Origin of the sequence: Mucilaginibacter sp. OK283 (genome assembly GCF_900110415.1) — a bacterium.
GTDB lineage: Bacteria > Bacteroidota > Bacteroidia > Sphingobacteriales > Sphingobacteriaceae > Mucilaginibacter.
In genome coordinates, this window is record NZ_FODR01000001.1 from 533,045 (window position 1) to 555,129 (window position 22,085).

The window sequence follows — 22,085 nt, forward strand, 5'->3', positions numbered from 1 at the left end:
ATTCCGCTGATTTTAATATTTGTCTATTCATCCATAATGTCCGTCAAGGAAAGCTCCTGCCCGACATATTTTTTCTTCAGTGGCTTCATATCCCGGCTGATCCTTGTATCAGTTACCCGTGCATAAAGCTGGGTGGTTTGAATGCTTTTATGACCCAGCATCTGGCCGACCGTTTCGATTGGAACGCCATTGGTCAGTGTCACCGTAGTGGCGAAAGTATGCCGTGCACAATGGAACGTCAGCCGTTTCGTCCAGCCCATTAAGTTGGTAATGTCTTTCAGATACGCATTTGCTTTCTGATTACTCACTTTAGGCAGCATGAAGTCTTCATCAAACGGACGAGGATAATCCTTATAATGCTCAACCAGCCGAAGTGCAGGGCTAAGCAGCGGTATGCGGACGCGGTTATTATTCTTCATTCTAAAGGTTTGAATCCACAGGCCTCCGTCCTCTCCTTTTAAAATATCTGCTCTTTTCAGCTTAACGGTATCAGCATAAGAAAGACCGGTATAGCAGCTGAACAGAAACAAATCCCTGACCACGATCAGGCGCTTCCGCTTAAACTTTCTCGTTGCAAGCTGGTGCAGCTCTTCGCTGCTGAGGTATTCCCGGTGAACTTCCTCATGTCTTACCCTGTAAGCGATAAAAGGATCGCGTTTCACCCAGCCGATCTCATAGGCTATTTTCACTACTGTCCTTAGCTTTTTAACCATTTGCACAGCGGTATTGATCTTGACACCATAATCTGTTTTCAGGTAATAATCAAAATCCCTGACAAAGCGATAGTCAATATCGTCAAGCCGAATATCATCACTTTGGTGTTTAAGTTTGATATATTTCTTTAATACTCGATGTACTGTTTTGTATTTGGCCAGTGTCCCCGGTGTATAATCCTTTCCGAGCAGACCTGCTATCTGGCTGGTATGATAGTTCCATGCTTCAGAAAGCATCCTTGGCGGATCTAATTCTTCACCCTGCATCAGCTTACGGATATGTACCGGTTCAAATGATTTTCCGGCGGCATACAGATCCTGCCGGCATGAATGTGCACGGGTACTTAATGTATCAAGCCAGGAATTTGTTGCCCTTGTTTCTTCCTTATTTCCTTTCATCCTGCCGGTATATTTGTCCCATTCCTGTCGTTCACAGCGGCGCTGCGTGGACCAATCCTCCCGCTTACCGTTTACAGTGATCCTGATATAAATATAGAAATCTGACCTCTCCTTATTTTTCGACGTTTTTAAAAAGAACAGTACCTTAAAGGTTTGGGATTGCGCCGGACTCAAGATTTCTTTTTCGGACTTTTTTTTTCAACCCCGTTCAGCATTTTTTCGATGTCATCTGCCTTATAAAAAAAGATCTTTCCTACTTTGTTATAGCTTAATGTTCTTGCAATACGAAGGTTCTGTAATGTCCCGGCCGATATTCTGAGCATTTTCCTGACATCACTGCTTCTCAGCCATTTTTGCTGCGGTAGCCCCTGAGCCTCCTGGAATGGCCTCAGTGCTTCAAAGAGCTCCTTTTTAAAAAGCTCCAGATCTTTTTTAGTCAGTAATTCGTCGGGACTCATTTTAAAGTTTTTAAGTTGATGTATTTGATTTTATGAACTGCTCATTTGATCAAACGAACAGTTTGTTATGGATGAACAGCTTTAAATTCTAAAGCTTTTTGCTAATGATTCCTTACAGGTTTTAATCATATTTAATTATATTGTTTTTGATTAACCAAACAAATGTACAGAATTTCTAAACATATTCAATGAAATTATTTAGCTTTCCCAAACAATTGTACTTTAAAGTCATAAATCAGTATCGAAAATCACTATTTATGACAGAGTTCGGATTATTTCTTGCAAAAAAATCTGTTAATAAATCGGAGATCTCCCGTAAGACAGGAATTAGTAAATCGAGGCTGAGCGAACTTTCGATGAACCCGTCTGCAAAACTCAGAGCAGATGAGCTGTACCTGGTTGCTTTAGCCATTGACACCGCCCCTTTAGAATTATTAAACCATTTGTTTAAGGATATTAAACTGAAAAACTGATAGCCGGACGAACGGTTAGCCGGAACAAAAACTTTCAATTTACATAACTTTAATTGGCAATATACATGAAAACAAAAGGCTTCTGTAGATAATCTACGTTATAAAAGAGCAATATACTGCACTTTTTGCTTGGCTTTTTTGCAAAGCCTGAAGTTTACATTAAAAAGTGTAATTTACTGCACTTTTTAATACAATTACAACTATAAATAATATATTTGCAATAAATGGAGCAACATAATGCACTTTGAAAAACTTATAAAGATGATAAAGGAGCGGCGGGAGTCACTCCAGGTTACACAAGAAACGCTGGCAGCATTGTCGGGCGTAGGATTGAGAACCGTTAAGCAATTCGAAAGCGGCAAAGGAAATCCAACCATAATAACATTGCAAAAACTTGGAGATGCATTAGGCCTCGAAATAACCCTGAAAATAAAGACGAAATCGAATAATTAATGAGAACGGCACAAGTGTTATTTAAAGATGAAGCAGCCGGTACATTAACCCAGCATGACGATGGATCGTTCTCATTTACGTATCATCCTTCCTGGGTCGACGATCCGGGCAAAGCGGCCATTAGCCTTACTTTGCCAAAAAGACACCAAGCATATCATTCCGAATTTCTTTTCCCCTTTTTTTATAATATGCTGCCGGAAGGCTCCAATAAACAGGTCGTGTGTAAACTCAACCGCCTGGACCTGGATGATTATTTCGGGTTATTGATCACTATTGCAAAAAACGATACCATCGGCGCGGTAACCATACATAAAATTGAAAACGAATGAGTATACCAGAAATTGAATATTGTCCCGGCACATTAGCGCCCGGTTACGATACTTATAGCCGTACTTGTCTCGTCCGAGTTTTCAATGGCAAAAAGGTCAGCCACATTCTACCTTACGATTCACCCGCTTCTAATCCGGAAACTGATGAATTATTTGAAGAAAACAGGAAACGAATGTCCATCTCAGGTGTACAAGAGAAATTCTCGGTCTTGCTGGAAAAGAACAAACTTAGGCTGATTAGCGAGGGGGAGCGCGGAAAATATATTCTTAAACCGATTCCAAATGCTGGCCGAAAATCGGATCAGATGCCAGCAAATGAGCATGTAACAATGCAAATCGCCCGCCAGGTCTACGGTATTGAAACCGCCGAGAATGCCCTGATTTTTTTTAAAAATGGCGCGCCTGCATATATTACCAAGCGGTTCGACATTAAGTCGGATGGCAGCAAACTGGCGCAAGATGATTTTGCTTCGCTTGCAGGCAGGACACCTCAAACGCACGGTGAACATTACAAATACGAAGGAAATTACCTTGAGCTATTCCAATTGATGGAAAAATTCGTGCCGGCATATAAACTCGAAGCACCAAAGCTACTGAAACTATTAATTTTCAATTATTTATTCTCGAATGGAGATGCTCACTTTAAGAATTTCTCGTTACTGGAAACGCCGCTTGGCGATTACCGTCTCAGCCCTGCTTATGATCTATTGAATAGTCGCGTCCATATAAACGACCGGGACTTCGCACTTGATGACGGTCTATTACCAAAAAACATGGCACAAGGTAAATTAAGCCATCAATTCAGTGTGTTGGCCAGGGAAGCAGGTATCGCGGAAAAAGTATTTAATGAAATGATGGAATTAATGGTTTCACAATCAGACGCTGTTGAGCGGTTCACATTTTCCTCGTTCTTAGACGAAACCGCAAAACGGCACTACTGGCAATCCTATCAAGGCCGGCTCAAACAATTGCAAAAGAATTAGGAAAGCTTGTGAACAACCGAGCCTTATTCAACGCTTAAGCAACAAAAGCGCTTAGCCGGATCAAATGTCAAGGGCGGGCCAACCGCTGGAAGCGGACACAACGGCCCGCTTGTGCACCCTTGACGTTTGATTCCGGCGTGGGCTATCTTCGCGACTGCGGTGAATAAGGATTTATTTTTTTCTCACCAGAGGAAAATCCACAATGTATAACTGTGGCTTGTCAATTAAACAACTGTTGTTTTTTATTCCAAATTTCCAGGTATAGTGTCTTTTTTTCGGGGCTCAGGATTGATGCTTCAATCATCTTACTAACCTCCTTATTACTGGAGGAAAATTTGTTATACGTATTCCTAACGGCGGTTTCAGGTATATTCATGCTTCTAGCCAACACATCAAAATCAGATAATCCAATTCTTTTCTTTTTGCCGTTTATTGTCAGGGCCAATTCTTCATCGTCCTGTGGATTAACAAGATTTACATTGAGCAGGTCATAGGCGGGACTTAGACTTACCCCCTCGTCCGTATATAGTACAGAAAAGTTCTTCAGGTGCATATCATTGTTGCCTGTCAAAAAAGAAAACAAAACCAGTTCAAAATAAGTCAGCGCATCAAAACCAGTTTGAGTGCAGTATTTCAGGATAAGCTTACCGATCTTTTCATAAGAGCCCTTGTATTTATTTTCCGTTAAAAATTCAGAAAGCTGGCAGAAATCTTCCATGTGAACTTTATGGCCTTTCACCCGGTCAAACCTCCGGGCAAGATAAACCAAACTACCGTCTGACGCCTCCATTAAAGTATGATCACAAGTTGGCATTTTAAATAGGCTTGCCAAATGCATGGTCAGATCTTCTGATTGCGGCATTTCCGAAAAATCAGGATGCTGCGGTTTAAGTATGTATTCTCCCCAAAGTCCTACAATTGTCAGCCGGTTGTGTCCCTTCGTCTTTTCCAGGGTAACAGAAAGCTTGGGCTGAACTCCGGTCACAGCGATCCTTTCGTTGATGGTTTGTTCTGCCAACGTTTTCAAAAGTTTATTATTCAATTCCAGCTCAGGTACTTTAGCCGTACCAAAAAATCGCCTTGAACATTTTTCATGATAAGACGATGTACCTGCATCCTGATAACAAAACCAACAATTTGCCATAGCTTAATCTATTTCGGGAATAACCGTTACAGCTCCGATTGCATCCCTGCATGTTAATAGTAATAATTCAAACCGGTCATTGCTTTTGACCTTCCAGTGTGTTGTTGCCAAATCCAGCAGCCAACCTTCCGGTATCAAGCCATCGAAAAAAGCAAACAATACTTTACTTTCATATTTCCGGGTTGACAATGGTAGCGTTAAGCTTACCGGCTTTGCGTTCTTATTCTCTAAATAATCAGCCTGGTAAGTAAATTCGTAACCATCATCAGTTTCCGCTAGTACACCAGCCAGCGTGTCCTGAAAATACACCAAACCTTTCCTACTCATTATTTTTTACTTTTAATACCACTCCGAGTTCTGCGCCAAATAACATCAACACCTGATTCACTTTATCCATCCGCAATGTTGGTTTTCCCTGTTCCATCTCACGAACGACCCTAAGTCCGACTCCCGCTTTAGATGCCAGGTCTTCCTGTGTGAGATTTAGTGATTTCCTTTTTTTCTTCAAATACTCTGACAACATATTTATACCCTTTCGGGTACAAATATAACTTAAATTTATTAACTATACCCTATCGGGATCATACCTTCTATTAATGTCATAATTATACCCTATCGGGACTATATAGTAAAATTATGCTTGTTTTATACCCTATCGGGATTAGCGGTCAGTTTAAAAAAAATCCAATACTGGTACTGAGAGTACCAGTATTGGACGCTCTTTTACCATTTAGATTTTCAAATAACGGGGCCTGATGAATCAGCATCGCTACACACTTCTCAGTGACAAATCCTATAAGTTAAAGTTTTAAATTATTCGATAAACGTTTAGCATATCCCGAACGGATCGTTGAAATTTATGGTGTAAACGGAAAGTGTTTTTGTATTAATGTGTATTGAATATTATAGGTATTAGGAGAGCGATTTTTCAGCAGGGCTTCTGTCAACACACAATATTCAGGTAGCCAATAATGGGATGATAAAAAGTGCAAAATATTCGGCGAATAAGAAAAGTAATAAGTCAACCCAATTGTTAATTGATCAATTAACAATCGGTAATGTCGATTTTATCCTTTGTTAAATACGTTCTGAACCTTTGTTTAGTGACAAAAGAACATCCATACTATAACTTTAACCAGATGGGATAAAACTCACGTTTTAGCTAAAAATTGTGAAAAAAGGGTAGGTAAAGCAACTTCATTTGTGATGTATATTAATCCATTTATTAAGGTAGAACGACCTTTTTTGTAATGTAGATCAACTCATTTTGTAATGTAATCGATTGATAAAAGATTTTCAGGAGCATAACTTTAATCTGATAAAATACGGTGTTAACGCTTTAGCTAAAAATTGCAAAGAAAAGGGTAGATAAGATAAGTGCACGATCATCTGAAATAAGGAAACAGATAAATAGGAGAAAATTAAAAGGATACTTCGCCGGAAGATTCTCCCGATACATATCAGAATAAATGGTTCGGTTATGATGAAACTGCTGTCATAGAGAGAAGAATTTTTTTTACAGGGGTAAAGGGTAGTAACTATTTTTACTTTTTTCATCGCGAAGAACCCCAAAAGAGCCGATTTATGCAATAATTGTTGGCGTTGAAGTGATAATCAGGCAAATTATTGGGTGTTTGCTCCCTTTTTCGCCCCCAAAAGTCACCACCCTTTTACCACTGTTTTCGCATTAAAAAAATGCATTTATTCAATCCGAAAAAAAATATTTACGCATGTCACACTTTTGAATATAAATAACGCCGAGATTAAGCAGCTTAATTAAATAAGCTATTGCAATATTAAAATTATCTATGATTAAACACATCTAAGGCAGACTCCTGATACAGATAGGAGGCAGCCAGATTTTTAGCAAGCCTATGAAAAACCCTATCATCTTATATTTTTCTTCTCCGGTTATTTCCCGGAGCCCCATTCGTCAAAAACCACCAGGGTACAGTCGTTACCCGGTAAACTATACCGATGCCGAGCTGATCCGACTGGAAGGGGGTACATTACTTCGCCAGTATCATAGCCATTACCTGTTTTATATTGAATTGTATGAATTTAAACTGGACAAGGAGTTGTCTCTGAGTTACCAGGTGGAGGAATCAGCCCTGTTTCTTTTTTTCATGCTGGAGGGGTACATTCGTTTTTCCACTCCCGATGGTACGCTCATTACCGAAGCAGACAAGGGTTCCTGCTATGCTACTTTCAACAAACCAGGCGAATACTTCGGTAACCTGCAGCCCGGTATTCACCGTATCTTTTACATTGCTCCAAGAATGGAGTGGCTGAAAAAAGATATCGGCCAATATCCCCAACTAAAGGCATTTGTTTTTGACCTCGATAATGGCAATTCTTTATATGGACATATGCCCCGATTCCCGATAGCAGGACCGATCTACCGGACATTGCTCCAGTTATACGAGCTGAATGATCATAAGGCAGCTGATATTGAAGCAGAGCTGCTCCGGTTCTTCAAACAATTGCTGGCCCAATATGACGAAATGGTTTCAATTAAATTGGAACAACCGGCCTACCGCGTTAAGGAATTCCTGGAAAAAAATTATACAGACTCCGAACTCAGCAACCAAACACTGATCCGGACTTTTCATATCACGGAGAAAACACTGATCGAAAACTTCAAAGAAGAATTTGGCACCACACCACATGCATTCCTGATCAATCTGCGTTTACAGAAGGCAAAACAATTGTTTGCAGCGGGCCAGCTATCCACCAATGAAGTATATATGTTAGTGGGATATAAGGATGTGCAAAGTTTTCGCATACAGTTCAAGAAATTTTTCGGATACCCGCCTTCTGATAGTCTTTAGGGCTTGTTTTATGCCCATTTTCTCTTTTTTCTCAAGAACAGGCATAAAAAAACTTACCTCTTTTAGTGTTTTTCCATGCTCATTATCTCTGTTTTTTTATGCTTTTTGGGAAAACAGATACCGAGATTTACTAAACGCGACAATCAATACTGTTGCAAAAATATGCAAGGGGAGTGCCGGGTGATGTACGCCCATTCCAAAGGCGGAAAAGCAGGAGTAACTAAGATGGCCGACCCCAATAGCAAAAGTCATCTATGTAAAAACCGGCCGGTACTGGTAAGAGTCCACCCGGAACTCATGCAAAGGACGAAGGTAACATCGATAAAGTGCCAAAGTTAAGGGCAGGTGGTGCCAGGGCTGCACCAGTGTTGTTTAAGCACAATTAGGAAAAAATGTAAAGAAGATGAAAACGTTAGATGCAGCAACAATCAGGGACATGGCCGAGGATTATACCTCAAAGATCATGCTGGCCACTATGGCAACGCTTTGCATCCGTTTCATCAGAACATACATCGCCGCTTTGGTATGGTTTCAAATCATATTCCCTGTGCCGTTCCTGAACTGTGCTTACGTCCGAAAGAGAATTGCTAACAGGATTACGCACCGTCGCAAGTTTGCATTGTTCCAGCGTTGCGGCGAACACGGAAGTTTACAGAATATTAATAACAAGGGATTGACTTGTCATTAATAAAATGGCCATCTGAAACAGACAGCCATTTTGGTCTTCGCCGACCATCTACAGGCCGGGTTTTGACACATTTTCAAATTAAAGGTACGCATTTACCATAAAAATGCATCTTCTCATCTATGGCAACTTCACAAAAAAAATGGCTACGTGCCATTTCATTTATTGCAATTATAGGTATCGGCTTCGCAGTGAAAGCCGAAGTAAACAAAACCGTTGAACCAAAAGTGACTAAAAAGGTAGCAAAAGCTGCTACAGTAAAAAAGCACAAGCGGTTTGCGGCATATACGTTTTATTACAATGGCCCGAGCTACAGTGTGAGCGATGTCACCAATGAAAGCAATTGGGCATATGATCCAAATGGTAATACCTGTTCGGGGGTAAATGCTCAGGCATGTACCATCCAGGTTGATGCCAGCTATGTTAACAATCCGTCGACAGCGCCGACGTTGAAAACATCGACTAATTTAACCGCTACATTAAATCCAACTTATAGCACTGCATATGTAACAGGTTCCGCCGATGCAGGGATGAGTATCTCAAATGCGGAGCATCCGTAACGATGCAAATTCCACAGTAGCGAAAAGGAGGTGGGGCAAATTATTTGCCGTACCTCCTTATTTATTAAACAAGCCCTTAATTAATTCTGCTGTATTCCACTTTGTTCAATGATATCTACAGGGATAGGAAGTGCATAATAACTTGCGTTAGGTTGTAATGTGATTATTTTGCCGTTGATGTTTCTTGTTAGCACAATATTCCCGCCTTCCTTATTTAATCTCTTAATATCCATCCAGCGAAGTCCGCGCATCAATAATTCCTTACGCCTTTCCAGACGGATTTTTGTTAAAGCGTCAGTCCGGTCCGTAGCCGTCATGGGTGTGTAAGCTATCGTGCTTTTCCACCGCTTTTTCAACAGATAATTTAGATCATTCATTGCTGATGCGACATCACTCTGATATGCATAACATTCTGCCCTGGTCAGGTAAAGTTCGTCTGTTGCGATACCCGAAAATAAAGTAGTGGCACTTGCCGCGTAGCTCCCTTTAAACTGTTGATACCCATTATTGGCCTTAAAAAAGGCTGTTTTACGTAAGTCATTTGTATTATACTTTCCATACAACACGCTATCGATCCGGGCCCGTGTCGTCAAATGTAAGGCGATAGTAGCCCCCATCTCCGTATAAAAAATAGTTTCGCCGTTCAGCTTCTTAAATGGCACATTTGTGGTAAGTGCACCAATATAGCTATCACCGTTATAGTCCATCAGGTAGCTATTCAGCGCCAGAGCCTTATTTGCAAAGGTCAAAGCCAGATCATACTTGTGCATGTATAAGTAAGTGCGGGCCAATAAAGCATTTGCTGCGCCTTTCGATGGCCGGAGCAGTTTCAGCGGATAATCGGGAAGATAATCAAGCGATGCGGTCAGATCGGCGATGACCTGTTGGTAAGAAGCCTTTACCGATGCCCTTGTTGATGGTATATTAAAATCGGATTGTAAACGAAGCACAATCCCAAGATCAGTATCAGCCGTATTTTCATCATAAGCTTTAGCATACTCCATGGTTAGCAAGAGGAAGTAATAAGCCCTGAAAAACAGGGCCGAACCTTTGACATTATTCCACTGTTGTTGATTTGCCATTGTTTGCGGAATCTTCGCTAATAACTCAAGGCTCAGGTTTGCGTTATACACTGGCAGGTAAGCCTGGTTCCAGTCATTTCCGTATCGTATCTGGATAGGTATCCATTGATATAAATTCTGTGCATTTACTGGCTGACTATTGAATGTAGCAGGTAGCCAGAAATAATCATCTGCAGATGATTCGTTATAATCAGGAGTGGTTTTAAGATTCATTAAATTAGCATCATCGAGCAGCCCCTGTAAATCCTGCAATGTTTGGGGAGTGACCAGTTTAGCATCAGATTTTGCATCTAAATATTTCTTACATGAGGTATTTAATAGGACAAGTATGGCAATCATCCAAACTTGTATAACATGATATCTTTTCATAAACGATTGCTTTTTATGTTAAAAATTGCTTCTCAATCCGAAGGTTAAACTTCTTACCGGAGATAGCGTATTGAGGTAGTCAGGATCGAGGCCCAAATGATTTGCGCGCCATATAATACCCACATTCTGCATATTCGCATACAGGTCTACGCTGCGGAAAGGAAGTTTCATTTTGCTGAGATCCAGCCGGTAGCCAAGATTGATGTAATCCAGCCTGATATTGTCGGCTTTAATTACGTTTGGCTGCGAAGCAGTATAAAAATAGTCCCGATCCTGATTCGCCGGATAGACAAACGCAGGTACAGTCGTGAGCGCTTCGTCACCTGCTTTTTGCCAACGTAAGGCATAATCGCTATTCCCGGTGCCGTTCGCAATAAGTCTGCTGTAATTAATGGTTGGTTTTATGGTATAATAGCCAAGCCTGTAGCTCATATTAAAGGAAAGACTGAACCCCTTCCAGAAAAAGCTATTGATCAGGTTGCCATAATAGGTCGGTGTCGCAGACCCTACATAAAGGAGGTTATCACCGCTACTGCTGGCTTCCAACGCCATTGCAGTATAATCTATGCTGGGCTTGCCATTCAGGTATCCTCGCGGATTGCCTGCGGCGTCCAGTCCGGCCCATTTATAGACAGCGATAGCATACAACGGCTTTCCCACTAAAGGGGTTATGCTGGTGCCAGACGCTAGTATGTTATACAATCCGGTAGTATAGCTGTTGTTATACGTGACTGTTTTAGACATATTAAAATTGAAATAAATATCTGCCTGCCACCTGAAGCTTGATCTTTGCAGATTTAAAGCATGCAGTTCCGTCTCAACTCCGTAGCCTTTCATCTCTGCTATGTTCCTGATCAATTCCTGTGAGCCTCCCCAGGTTGTATAATCATACAAAGCAGGCCCGTACAGATTGGTGCCATGCTTTACAAAGTAAGAAACGGAACCCTGTAATCGCCTGTCTTTTAATGTGAAATCCATGCCAATATTCCATTGAGATAACTGTTCCCATTTCAGATCAGGATTATTTATGCTGGAAATTCGGGTTATTGGTAAACCCGTAACGTTATTCGTAGCATAAGAAGCTACAGGTAGCGCTGTCCGTGTTAAATCCACATTGCCGCTTGTGCCATAAGTAGCTTTTATCCGAAGTTCCGGTAGCCAGTCCAACCTGTAAAAAGGTTCACCCGAAAGCAGCCAGCCTAACCCTGTAGACCAGAGCGGCTTCCACCGGTCATTGGTATTGGCACCAAAAATATTAGAGCCGTCCCTGCGGGCGCTGCCAGACAAAGTATATCGTTTTTTAAAACTATAAGCGGCATTGGCATATAAACTCACAAACCGGTATTGCGTAGCTGTAAGATTATTGCCTGAACCGACCTGACTATAGTTGCCCGTTAAAAATTCGGGATAGGCATTTACAAGATCGATGTTGCTGTAGGTTAAGGGATCGCCATTATAGCCGTACCACGCGGCGCTTTTACCATCGGTTTTTGCCGATCTCGTTTCCGCACCAGCAATTGCAGTCAAACTGTGTTGCCCCAATGTCTTGTTCAGGTTGAATTGCCCCCTTGCAGTGGACGATGATACATTACCCAAGCTAAGAGTTTGTATCCCACCTAACGGCACCGGATATGTTAGGATGCCAGTTGTCGGGTTAAGTTGAGTATAGGTGTTGATCAGGTTACGTGCCTGGTAGCTTTGCGCATCGGACAGACTTACGGTTTCATCATACTGACGCTGGTATTGATATGAAAGGTCGAAATTAAGAAAACTGGTCAAATGGTATTTTAAGCCTGTACTGGCAAAAATATCCCACCGGTTCGTATTGACCATATTGTGGAGGTAATCATCAGCCGGGTAATACTTCCAATCAAGCAGTTTGCCATTACCGGCAGTGTCAGTATAGGCACCACGGTAAGCAGATGCTAATGGTAAGGCATTTCCTTGCGCATCCCTGAATGATAAGTATGGCAGTATTCTTCCGCCTACGCTGAGTGAATTGTATGCAGGTCTGCCGGATGCTGTTTCAAGTGATGTAAAATAAACGCGACCAGACAAGGTGAGATTTTTTCCGGCTCTAAACTCCTGCGTCAAACCGATATTAAACTTATTGTTCTTTGCATAAGTCTCGCTCAATACCTTATCGTAAGCACCTGAAAGTAGGAATTTATAATTACTGCCACCACCACGCACATTAAGCCCGTATTGCTGGGTGATGGCATGTGTATAAAACTCTTTGAGGTAAGCGCTCCGGCTGTCTTGTTTGCTTAACGCATCCAACTGGGCATTTGCAACAGACCCACTTATTTTTCCCGAACGTTGAGCCAGCATCACTTCAACCGCTGGACTAAGCGCCTGATAGGGGCTATTATTAATCTGGTCATCAAAATATCCGGCATTGAACATTTTGCGTTCCACATCAATATAATCCGCAGAAGACATCTGATTGAGGGCATAGAGATTAGGTAATTGCTGAACGATTACATTAGCGTTAAATCCTATGGCAAGTGGCTGGTTGTAGCGACCTTTTTTTGTACTGATCACAATAACGCCGTTACCTGCTCTTGACCCCCATATGGAAGCCGCGGCGGCATCTTTCAACAGGGATACGCTTTCAACATCCAAAGGATTAATATTACTGATATCACCTTCGTAAATGAAGCCGTCAAGCACGATCAGCGGGTCTAAAGGACCGTTTATGGTACCTAATCCCCGTATAGACAAATTAGTTGTATTCTGAGGGTTACCATTGCTTTTGCCAATATTCAGGAGTAAACCGGTGCTCTGTCCTAACAAACGATTTAAAATATTTGTTCCGGGACGGGCATTGAACATAGTTTCATTGATCTGCGATACAGAACCATTAATTTCATTCGCCCGAACTTGCTGATAACCTGTATTGATCACCACCTCATTAAGCATTTGCGTTGCGGTTTCCATTGTTATGTTTAGAAAGCTTAGAGGGGTTTTGATTACTTCATATTGCGTTTTTAGACCAACAGCTGAAAACTTTAAAGTATCAGGTATGACACGAACTGGTATAGAAAAATTCCCTGCACTATCGCTATTCGTATAGCCATTTTTGGGCGATCCAACTGAAACCTGAAGTTGCAATCCATCGGGTAATTTTATATGTCCTTTTAAAATTAAAGATGACTTCTGCTGTCCGAAAACTGCCAAGGAAAATACCAATTGTAGGCATAGCAAAATGGTACCTGGTATCCATTTTGAGTATGGTGTGTGGGTTATGCGCATTTCCATCTTACCAAACCTTTACAGGCAGGTTCAAAGGCAAACCCGCAATTAAACTTTCAATATTTTGTTTGTTTAGCAGCGTCCATTCTGTAATAGCCTTTATTCGCCCATCAGCGCCTATCCAAACATAATGAGGCAGGACGTGGCAGGGGAAATAGCTATTGAACACTTTCTTCTGAAATATTATCGGAACAGAAATCTCCTGATGACTAGCTATCCAGCGGATTGTAAAGGCCCGAACCTTTTGTTCATTGCTGTCACGGCTGGAAGTGTTGACTAAAATAAATTGTACCTGGTCCTGGTAAACTTTATTCAGGCTGTCTACATGCGGGAACCTTGCGATGCAAGTTCCGCACCATGTCGCCCAAAAATCCAGGATGATTACTTTGCCCCGGTAATCATTTAGCGTAATCGTCTTTTTATTACCGGTTTGGTAAATATTCTGTAATGAAATGTGCCATACGGCTTCAGGAATTGTGTCGCCAATCGCCAGGGAGGTAATGGGCTTATCCGACGTTTGTGATTTCGCTTTAAAATTTAGGCAAAGCGCGGCCAGTACTATGATGAGTAGCGTTTTTTGCATGGTTGTTTGAGGGGTAAAAACCCGTACACCGGCTATGGGAAATTGCTTCTATGCCCGGTATACGGGTGGCTAGATAATCAGAAATTTAAGCGATGACGCTTGTTAAAAAAAGGGAATTATTATATAGGGGCTTTTGGCTTTAGTGGGAAAAGCATTTGCTGGGGACTGATACCGAATGGTAATGACTTTTTAAGGGAAACAAACCAATGATCCTTTCCTTTTTCGAAAAAAATGCAGATTCTATTAAAGAATGTAGTTTCTATTTGCTTTTTCATTACTCGTATGGTTGATACGAGTCTCAAGGATTATAGAGATTTACCTATAGTATTGTGGACTCTAAATACCGACTTGACGGGCTTCTCACGGCCTTGAGCACGGATTTACAATAGAGCCCACAACACTACAGTGTATTCAAAAATACACAAAATATTGCCGTGGGCATTAACCTATTGTCCCTGCTCTTGTAATTGTGAGAATTTGTCAAGCGAGACTCTTAATTAATACCTCCGTTGATATTGAGGAGTTATTTTATATAATCTTATATAGCTGATTTGATCATTATAACAAATATAAGCCTAAACGCTTATAAAAGCAATATTATTGAATAATTTTTATGACGAAATGTTTTATCCATTTACAAAATGGATAAGGATGAACAGTCAAATTATTTAGCGCTGCTTAGCGAAAGAGTTTTGTTGTTATTAAAAAACAGTGGATTAACAATAACTGGCTTATCTGAAATTACAAATATATCTGAAAGCCATATATACGCACTAATTAATGGTAACAGGACACTAACGGAGACTATAGCCAATCAATTAGGAAAGCCCTTCAAATTGCAAGGATGGCAACTTATAAGATTAGATTATGAAATCCCCAACAATTTTGACAAAGCGGCTAGTCTTATAAATTTCAGAAAAGAATTTCCAGGAAATGTTGAATATTTTTCTGAGACGAAAAACAACATTAAAACATCCTATTTTATTGAATACGAATTTCTAAAATACCCTATATTCAACCAACCTGTTTACTTATGGGAGATAATTGAAAACTTAAATTCAATTGGAAAACAATATCCCAGTAAAGATTTATCTCAGATTCTCCATTACCTCGTTGCAAAAAACAAACTCGTTAGTGAGAAGCGTCCACTCAAGTTAAGAGATGGCGGTTTCGGTAGCAGAATAGTGGATGTGTTTTTTAGAAAGTAATAGGGAGAGATCCATTTTACACAACTAAATGAACCTTCAGAATAGGACAAGTTAATCCCCACAGAGTATATATTAAGAATTTAAATTCTCACCGTGTATTAGTCCTCGCTTGTCTTTTCCTATGGCGATTTCTCCCATGTATAGCCTCATCATCCACATCATCTTTTATGTCGACATGGATAGGGCTGATGAAATCTTCAAAAGACTGGTCTATGGTGGCAGAATATGGATGAATGCCTGGTGCTAAGTCCATGTCGGACTGATCATCGGCAAGGCTGGTACCTGAGGGTGTGGCTTCTTTTTGATTTTGGGCTTCCATCTGCACCCGTTCGGCCAGGCTGCCGTTTTTCTGTGCATTGGCATAGGCCAATGTATCTTTAAGTTGCCTATCAAACTCAAATAATTCATCAAACAGTGTTTCACCGCATTGTTTAAAAGCCACCCGATCAAACTGTCCCATCTTTTTAGAATGGCCTTCATTCTTCCCTCTTGATGTATTCATCGGGCTAAGTTTGATTTTATTGGTTGCATCTTTCCGGCTGACAATGACCTGCACATGCATTTGCTCGCCCTCCTTACGATCTCCCCGTTTTTTGATACCTTGTTTAACCTCCGGATCATTATGGGTGTAATAACGATAGTTTTCCAGCTTCCCGAACCATATCAAATCTTCGTGACTGTTAATGCCTTCCCGTTTAAAATTCTGTGCGTAGGCATCCATCACCCTGACAGCAAGGCCTTTCATCTGATCTTTGGCTCCGTCCTCACCGTATTGTTCCTTTAAAAAGGTAATCTCTTTTTGACTGGGGCTGATATTAAGCAGGAAGAATTTCGCATCGTCTTTCCCCAATTTGGCGATATTGTTGTCTATTGTCCGCATAGCCACGTATGGATCTATTCTGACCTGTTGCCCATTGAACCAATACTCGGGTTCATCCTTAATATAAATCCGGTTCTCTTTTTCCAGGTAATGAACCAGTCCACTGCTGCTGCCCTTGTTAGCCGCTTCTTTACTATCGGTAATATTGATAAACATAAAGTCGATTCGTTATAATAACCTGATCTGCTCTTTCGTAATGGCGATCAGTTCCTCTTTTTCCCTGCCCGATGTCATCATGCCAAAAGCCTCCCTGGATCTGATATAACCATCCAGAATAAACAAGAACTGTTCTTTCAAGGTTTCCTTACTTTTCATAGCCTTCAAGATCGCATCCATGACGCGGGCTACTTCCCCGAACGCTTTAGCATGGCTTTGCAGGTTATTTAACACATCCACATTATGCTTCAGCACTTCGGAATTAAAGCGGTCGATGATCTTTCCCTGTGATTGGGAAACCCTATCCATCTCTGTTTTGATGGGAATGAGCAGCATAGTTTCCTGTGCCCTAATAAAACCGATGTACTGCTGATGGTTCTTCATCAGCGCATTTTTTAGCAGTTCATCATTCAGGTCTATAGGATCTTTCTTGCTTTTATAGAAATAATCGACCATCTGAATAAAAAGCAGACGCTTTGTGCGGCCCAGTTTAAGGGCGATCTTTTCAAACTTCTGATCAACGGAAACTGGGTACCTTACTGATCTTACATTAATATCTTCCATCGTTTAATTTTTAACGAGGCATTAGACTGTATAACAGGATATGCCTTTAAATATCTATACAGGATACCGCCGGGTATCCTGTTTTCTTCTTTTTTGCCGGTAAAAACGCGGTAAAGTATCCCCGGAGGATACGCAAAACCCCATTTGCAGCGCAAATGGCAAGCAAAGTAGGGCTCTGCCCAACTTCCGCTTGCTCCTTTTCTTCCAAGAAGAAAAGGACGTTTTGTCTGTCGCACACTCCAAATCGCTGCTACAGGAAAGTTGATAGAGTTATTGCTGCTAAACTTCAAAAACGGACTTGAACAATTACTCTGCATAAAATTATTTGATTTGCGAATACAGGTTATTGCATTAGAGATGTCTTCGTTTTTAAAGTCTCTTGGAAATAGCGTTTCGCTATTGGGGGCGAAGTATTCGTTGTGTGGGTTCATTTCGTATCTGGGTATCAACATATCTAACGATCTTTAGATAATGTGATCAACTGATCTTGCTATCCTTAGATCAAGTGATCAGCCGATCTATTATCATGCTTATCCTCTGGCCACTCAACCAGGCTGCCTTTTACCGGGTGATAAGATGGGTAATAACAGATGTACCCAAACGTTTCCAGTTCCTTTATACATTTATGATAGGTAGCGGTGGATGCGATTCGGCTATAGGACATTAGCAACTGTCGGCTAACCGGAAACGGGTTACTATACCCACTCCGTTGCCAGCAGACAAACAAAGCTGCATACATGCTTACGTGGGTAGCGAGCAGATGCGGATTCTTACCCATTTGCCTTACTCGCTCGGCATAGGCAGCCATTTCTTTTGTTTTAACTATTGGTTTCAATGTTTACCTCCTTCCAGTACTTTATGAATATCTTCCAGTTTGTAATACATCATACCGCCAATCTTGGTATAACTAAGCGTACCATTGATGCGCAGGTTTTGTAAAGTACCCGGTGAAATGTTTAATAGCTTTCTCACATCTTTGCTCTTTAACCATTGCTTGCTTTGTCCCTTTCCCGGCTGAAGAATAATTTCTATTTTTTCCAGGAGTCTTTTCTCGAATGCTTCCAGATCTTCTTTTGTAACTAATTCATTTGATGTCATTGTATTAAATTAATAGTGATCATGTGTCTCGCCACCCGCTACTTTATGAGAATGGCTTCCCCTAATTCGCAATTGATTGAATTGCAGTTGCTTTTGCATAAATCAAATATAAAATATTGTTTTGATAAAATAAAATATGTCAAAACAAATGATTAGTTTTGACCTGTTCAATCAGAAAGCAACTTAATTTTGTTTGCTTATTTTTGGTTAAGCTTGATAAATAATCATTGGTTAATTAAAAGCAGTGAACACCAAAAGCAGCCAAATAGCATCAAAAAATATTTTTTTAAAAAAGTGAATAAAATCAGTTACAAAACCTACCTGAATGACCGTCTGAAGCAGGTTGACTTTCACGGACAGCTTACATATCCTTTATATGTGCAGGTAACTTTTGAGCGGAAGACCATATTTTTTAAGAGTTATTATTTCGAGTTGTTCTCCAAACCTAGGTACAGTATGGCAATGCCAGATGGTAGCATAAAAGGGCCTCAGATGGAACAGGTCATCGAAAAGGAAAACGAAGTGATCAGTTTTGTCATTGATAAAATGAAGGACGGATTTTCATTGGAGGCATTTAAAAAAAATTATGCTTATTTGAGTAAGGATCTTTGTGATGTGACGGAATTCGATTTTATCACTTTCCTGTACCTGTTCTTTGATAACAGGGAAATGCCACACATGGCGGAATTAATAAAATGGGGCACCCTGAAATTGGTAACCTATGATCTAATCATGGATTTTAGAAAAGTGTTTAACAGTGTTTTATATGATGAGCTTCTTGAGCAAGCATTTGAAAAGGCACCACCTTATCTGCAATTATATAGCTTTATGATGGCTACCAAAAAATGGCCTATGCTTTGCCTTACGGCTATGGAATGGGATAATATGGAAACGATCAGGTCTTTTAAGAAATATGTGGAATTGCATTATCCGAAGTTGAAATCTAATACATTGATTGGACAGGTAAGTGCCTGGCCGAATTATCGAAGAAAGGCTTTTTAGATTTTCAAAGAAAAAATCACGAACCAAATGGTGTTGTTCGAACTTGATATATGACGGGTACCAATGCAGGATAATAAATAGTTATCTATTATTTGGTGTTTCTCGTTAAACATCTTAGTCCATAGTTGTTAGACGTTATCCGCCGAACGTAGTCATTTTGTTTAACTCAATATATACGGCAAGCTGTTTTGACTAGTCAAATTATGGCTACCTTAACATTTGGTCTCGGTGGTCAAATTAGTTCTGACGGATTAATAGCTGCAGCGGAATTTTTATGCTAATTCATTTTTAGCTATGAAACCCATAATAACCCATGTTTCTCGTTTGTAAACACTATTTGATTGCAGGATCATTATATAAATGAAGGCATGCTATTACAACAAAATCACTTGATTTACAATTTTTTAACATATAATCAATTTTACTACAATAATTTCTACCTTAACGCTTTATTGTAGTAAGGATTTAAACCAAATTTTCGTTTTAGTTACCTAAACACTATTATCATGTTATGATTGAAAATGTTAAAGACATTTCTGACTTAGTTGGATTATCTCGATTAAAAGGTCGGGCCTTTGAAATAAAAGCTATTCACCCCGCTGACTTGGAAACTTATGTGGTGCAGGGATGGGAGTTTTATAAAAAATTGACCAAGACCATACAAGTTAAAAGAAATAAACAGCACTCCTTGCTTTTAGAAGATAGGGTATGGAATATGTTTTTTAAAATGGGGTTTAGCCAACTTTCCGGTCAGGGTGGTGGCCAACTTATTATCAATCCAAAAGAAAAAAATTCGCCAAAGTCTCAGATTGATATTGTCGCTATAGATCGTGAAGTCGCAATTGCGATTGAGTGCAAGTCATCCGCCGATTACAGAAAGCGTATCCAGTTTCAAGAAGAATTGGGAAAATTTTCTCAAATAAAAGATCCTTTTATCAAAGCCATAAGGAATAATTTTTCACATGATGGGGTCAAAAAACAGCCGGTATTTATTATGTTTTTAAGTAAGGCCATTGTAAATGAAAATGATAAAGAACGAGCGAAGCAATCCAACGTAATATTGTTTGACGATGTTGACTTGACTTATTATGAAAATTTAGTCAACCATCTCGGTCCAGCGGCCAAATATCAAATCTTATCAGACATGCTCCCAGGTAAAGAAATTCCTGGCTTGTCTATCAAAATTCCTGCTATAAAAAGCAAAATGGGCGGTAACAATTGTTATACCTTTTCAATATCACCAGAATTTCTGTTGAAGATCGCTTATGTGTCTCACAGATCTAAAGGTAAAGCCTCCGATATAAATACTTATCAGCGAATGCTGACTAAATCTCGGCTAAATAAAATCAGAGAATATTTATCAGAGGACGGAATATTTCCCACCAACATTATTTTAAACATCGAAAAAAATAGGCTTAATTTTCAAAGAATCAAACAAGAAGGTGATCAGGATGATGAAATTAACGCGGGGATACTGGGATGGCTTGACATTAAAGCAGCTTATAAATCAGCGTGGATCATCGATGGCCAGCATCGCCTATATGCTTATTCAGGACATCCGAAGTCGCACAAAAGTAAGCTTTTGGTGATGGCTTTTGAAGGACTCAAACCAAGTAAACAAGCAGAACTTTTTATTGATATTAATGCCAAACAAAAGAGCGTAAAACAATCGCTATTGCAGGAGTTATTTGCGGAATTGCATTGGGATTCTGATAAGTTGTCTGACCGGGTAAGCGCGATTATTTCGAAAAGTATCCAGGATTTAAATAATGACCCTAGTTCAATATTGTTTAACAGAATTCAAACAACCGATGGTGTTAAAGACAATGTTAGATGTATTACTTTAAAAAGTCTCTTTGACCAAATTGAAAAGAAGGGCTTTTTTATTGCTAAGGAACGTGGCGGAAATGTACTGGAATACGGCCCACTTTGGGCGGGCAATAATAATAGCACGCTAAAACGAGCTACATTCATCCTAAACGTATGGCTTAGTGAAGTTGCCAACCACAATACTGTCTGGTGGAATTTAGGGTCGGCTCCCGGCGGAGGTCTATCAATGAATGATGGGGTTGCCGCTATTTTTTCTGTGCTCAGAAATCTATTTGAGCTTTTGGAAAAGAAGGGGCTCAAATTAGTTAGTTGTTCGGACCAGGAATTGGCTGACATCATCAAACCATATAGTGTTGCACTGGGCCAATTTTTAGCGGGGTTAACTGAGGGTCAACGAAAATCATTTAGGGATTTGCGGGGCATCCAGGGGTTAACTTATCGCACGATGCAATGTCAGGTTGGTATGAGGAGTATTATGCCGGAGTTCAACCCGGACGGCTTGGACGAATGGCAAAACCTTCAAAAACAACAGACCAATAAAAATGCTAAGGAAATCATCGATCAAATGGAGGTTAACTTGCAGAATAATATAATAGATGAATTAAAGCTCAATATTGGTACAGAGGATGAAATATGGTGGTATGAGGGTATTCCACAAACAATCAGAACCAAAGTATCAAGTCGCATGGAGGAAGATAAAAATAAAAGAGGTGGTAAAGAATATTATTTCGATCTCTTGGACTATAAAAAAATCATCCACGACAACTGGGAAATTTTTGAAAAAAAGTTTGGATACGGAAAGGGCGGTAAGGACAAAAGAACTGAATGGTTAGATTTTATTAATGAAGGAAGACGAATTGTTGCCCACGCTTCATCCGGCAAAACTGTGAGTTTAGACCATTACCAGCGTTTACAGACATTACACCAATGGCTCGGTATTCAAATTAACGAGGTGGAAGAAGAGGTAATTGCTACAGATGAGTAATTTAACTTCCAAAACCAATTTAAATTTAAAAAGAACTGTCGGACA

Annotated in this window: 23 protein-coding genes; 11 read left to right on the plus strand and 12 right to left on the minus strand. The window is 40.2% G+C overall.

Annotated features, from left to right (window positions below; genetic code table 11):
- Nucleotides 1–23: 23 nt before the first annotated feature.
- A complete protein-coding gene (locus tag BMX56_RS02290; protein WP_090640018.1) occupies nucleotides 24–1,286 on the minus strand; it encodes a site-specific integrase in 1,263 nt (420 codons plus the stop codon).
- The gene (locus BMX56_RS02295; protein WP_090640022.1) at nucleotides 1,283–1,570 is read right to left on the minus strand and encodes a helix-turn-helix domain-containing protein; all 288 of its coding nucleotides are present in this window, start codon (nucleotides 1,568–1,570) and stop codon (nucleotides 1,283–1,285) included. Before BMX56_RS02295 ends, BMX56_RS02290 begins: the two co-directional genes overlap by 4 nt.
- Before the next feature lie 257 nt (nucleotides 1,571–1,827).
- Between BMX56_RS02295 and BMX56_RS02300 the strand changes: the two genes are divergently transcribed.
- The 4 genes from BMX56_RS02300 to BMX56_RS02315 all read left to right on the plus strand — a co-directional run bounded on the left by BMX56_RS02300 (nucleotide 1,828) and on the right by BMX56_RS02315 (nucleotide 3,808).
- Nucleotides 1,828–2,043, plus strand: coding sequence for a helix-turn-helix domain-containing protein (locus tag BMX56_RS02300; RefSeq protein WP_090640026.1), 216 nt, complete (start codon nucleotides 1,828–1,830; stop codon nucleotides 2,041–2,043).
- A gap of 237 nt (nucleotides 2,044–2,280) precedes the next feature.
- On the plus strand, nucleotides 2,281–2,496 hold the full coding sequence (locus BMX56_RS02305) for a helix-turn-helix domain-containing protein (protein ID WP_090640031.1): 216 nt from the start codon (nucleotides 2,281–2,283) through the stop codon (nucleotides 2,494–2,496).
- Nucleotides 2,496–2,825 carry a HipA N-terminal domain-containing protein gene (locus BMX56_RS02310; protein ID WP_090640037.1) on the plus strand — a complete coding sequence of 110 codons (330 nt, stop codon included), beginning with the start codon at nucleotides 2,496–2,498 and terminating at the stop codon, nucleotides 2,823–2,825. Before BMX56_RS02305 ends, BMX56_RS02310 begins: the two co-directional genes overlap by 1 nt.
- Nucleotides 2,822–3,808 carry a type II toxin-antitoxin system HipA family toxin gene (locus BMX56_RS02315; protein ID WP_090640041.1) on the plus strand — a complete coding sequence of 329 codons (987 nt, stop codon included), beginning with the start codon at nucleotides 2,822–2,824 and terminating at the stop codon, nucleotides 3,806–3,808. The genes BMX56_RS02310 and BMX56_RS02315 overlap by 4 nt, the downstream gene beginning before the upstream one ends.
- Nucleotides 3,809–4,028: 220 nt before the next feature.
- On the opposite strand, the gene BMX56_RS02320 is transcribed toward BMX56_RS02315, so the two are convergent.
- From BMX56_RS02320 to BMX56_RS02330, 3 genes are read right to left on the minus strand one after another with little or no spacing between them, the layout of a single operon-like run.
- A complete protein-coding gene (locus BMX56_RS02320) occupies nucleotides 4,029–4,952 on the minus strand; it encodes a HipA domain-containing protein (RefSeq protein WP_090640046.1) in 924 nt (307 codons plus the stop codon).
- Between the two features lie 3 nt (nucleotides 4,953–4,955).
- The gene (locus BMX56_RS02325) at nucleotides 4,956–5,279 is read right to left on the minus strand and encodes a HipA N-terminal domain-containing protein (RefSeq protein ID WP_090640051.1); all 324 of its coding nucleotides are present in this window, start codon (nucleotides 5,277–5,279) and stop codon (nucleotides 4,956–4,958) included.
- The gene (locus BMX56_RS02330) at nucleotides 5,272–5,475 is read right to left on the minus strand and encodes a helix-turn-helix transcriptional regulator (RefSeq protein WP_090640057.1); all 204 of its coding nucleotides are present in this window, start codon (nucleotides 5,473–5,475) and stop codon (nucleotides 5,272–5,274) included. Before BMX56_RS02330 ends, BMX56_RS02325 begins: the two co-directional genes overlap by 8 nt.
- A gap of 1,351 nt (nucleotides 5,476–6,826) precedes the next feature.
- Here BMX56_RS02330 and BMX56_RS02335 point away from each other — a divergent pair.
- From BMX56_RS02335 to BMX56_RS02345, 3 genes are all read left to right on the plus strand, one after another.
- On the plus strand, nucleotides 6,827–7,783 hold the full coding sequence (locus BMX56_RS02335) for a helix-turn-helix domain-containing protein (RefSeq protein WP_090640063.1): 957 nt from the start codon (nucleotides 6,827–6,829) through the stop codon (nucleotides 7,781–7,783).
- 403 nt (nucleotides 7,784–8,186) lie between these two features.
- On the plus strand, nucleotides 8,187–8,471 hold the full coding sequence (locus BMX56_RS02340) for a hypothetical protein (protein ID WP_090640072.1): 285 nt from the start codon (nucleotides 8,187–8,189) through the stop codon (nucleotides 8,469–8,471).
- A gap of 119 nt (nucleotides 8,472–8,590) precedes the next feature.
- Complete coding sequence (locus BMX56_RS02345) at nucleotides 8,591–9,028, plus strand: hypothetical protein (RefSeq protein WP_090640076.1); 438 nt, start codon at nucleotides 8,591–8,593, stop codon at nucleotides 9,026–9,028.
- 80 nt (nucleotides 9,029–9,108) lie between these two features.
- Here the strand turns inward: BMX56_RS02345 and BMX56_RS02350 are convergent, their stop codons facing one another.
- The 3 genes from BMX56_RS02350 to BMX56_RS02360 are packed head-to-tail and all read right to left on the minus strand — an operon-like array spanning nucleotide 9,109 to nucleotide 14,317.
- Complete coding sequence (locus BMX56_RS02350; protein WP_090640083.1) at nucleotides 9,109–10,479, minus strand: RagB/SusD family nutrient uptake outer membrane protein; 1,371 nt, start codon at nucleotides 10,477–10,479, stop codon at nucleotides 9,109–9,111.
- A gap of 18 nt (nucleotides 10,480–10,497) precedes the next feature.
- Entirely contained in the window at nucleotides 10,498–13,740 is a 3,243-nt protein-coding gene (locus BMX56_RS02355; RefSeq protein ID WP_090640086.1) for a SusC/RagA family TonB-linked outer membrane protein, read from the minus strand.
- Between the two features lies 1 nt (nucleotide 13,741).
- Nucleotides 13,742–14,317, minus strand: a complete 576-nt coding sequence (locus tag BMX56_RS02360) for a TlpA family protein disulfide reductase (protein ID WP_090640092.1) — start codon at nucleotides 14,315–14,317, stop codon at nucleotides 13,742–13,744.
- A gap of 641 nt (nucleotides 14,318–14,958) precedes the next feature.
- On the opposite strand from BMX56_RS02360, the gene BMX56_RS02365 reads away from it, so the two are divergent.
- Nucleotides 14,959–15,525, plus strand: coding sequence for a hypothetical protein (locus BMX56_RS02365; protein WP_090640097.1), 567 nt, complete (start codon nucleotides 14,959–14,961; stop codon nucleotides 15,523–15,525).
- Nucleotides 15,526–15,613: 88 nt separating this feature from the next.
- On the opposite strand, the gene BMX56_RS02370 is transcribed toward BMX56_RS02365, so the two are convergent.
- From BMX56_RS02370 to BMX56_RS02380, 3 genes are read right to left on the minus strand one after another with little or no spacing between them, the layout of a single operon-like run.
- The gene (locus tag BMX56_RS02370) at nucleotides 15,614–16,561 is read right to left on the minus strand and encodes a DUF5712 family protein (RefSeq protein WP_090640101.1); all 948 of its coding nucleotides are present in this window, start codon (nucleotides 16,559–16,561) and stop codon (nucleotides 15,614–15,616) included.
- Between the two features lie 12 nt (nucleotides 16,562–16,573).
- A complete protein-coding gene (locus tag BMX56_RS02375) occupies nucleotides 16,574–17,125 on the minus strand; it encodes a BfmA/BtgA family mobilization protein (protein ID WP_090640106.1) in 552 nt (183 codons plus the stop codon).
- Nucleotides 17,107–17,577, minus strand: coding sequence for a hypothetical protein (locus tag BMX56_RS02380; RefSeq protein ID WP_090640110.1), 471 nt, complete (start codon nucleotides 17,575–17,577; stop codon nucleotides 17,107–17,109). Before BMX56_RS02380 ends, BMX56_RS02375 begins: the two co-directional genes overlap by 19 nt.
- A gap of 74 nt (nucleotides 17,578–17,651) precedes the next feature.
- On the opposite strand from BMX56_RS02380, the gene BMX56_RS30010 reads away from it, so the two are divergent.
- Nucleotides 17,652–17,792, plus strand: a complete 141-nt coding sequence (locus tag BMX56_RS30010; protein WP_177183689.1) for a hypothetical protein — start codon at nucleotides 17,652–17,654, stop codon at nucleotides 17,790–17,792.
- A gap of 164 nt (nucleotides 17,793–17,956) precedes the next feature.
- Here the strand turns inward: BMX56_RS30010 and BMX56_RS02390 are convergent, their stop codons facing one another.
- The gene (locus BMX56_RS02390; RefSeq protein ID WP_090640116.1) at nucleotides 17,957–18,223 is read right to left on the minus strand and encodes a helix-turn-helix domain-containing protein; all 267 of its coding nucleotides are present in this window, start codon (nucleotides 18,221–18,223) and stop codon (nucleotides 17,957–17,959) included.
- 213 nt (nucleotides 18,224–18,436) lie between these two features.
- Between BMX56_RS02390 and BMX56_RS02395 the strand changes: the two genes are divergently transcribed.
- On the plus strand, nucleotides 18,437–19,225 hold the full coding sequence (locus BMX56_RS02395; RefSeq protein ID WP_255369750.1) for a hypothetical protein: 789 nt from the start codon (nucleotides 18,437–18,439) through the stop codon (nucleotides 19,223–19,225).
- 511 nt (nucleotides 19,226–19,736) lie between these two features.
- Entirely contained in the window at nucleotides 19,737–22,040 is a 2,304-nt protein-coding gene (locus BMX56_RS02400; protein ID WP_090640120.1) for a DGQHR domain-containing protein, read from the plus strand.
- Nucleotides 22,041–22,085: the final 45 nt, after the last annotated feature.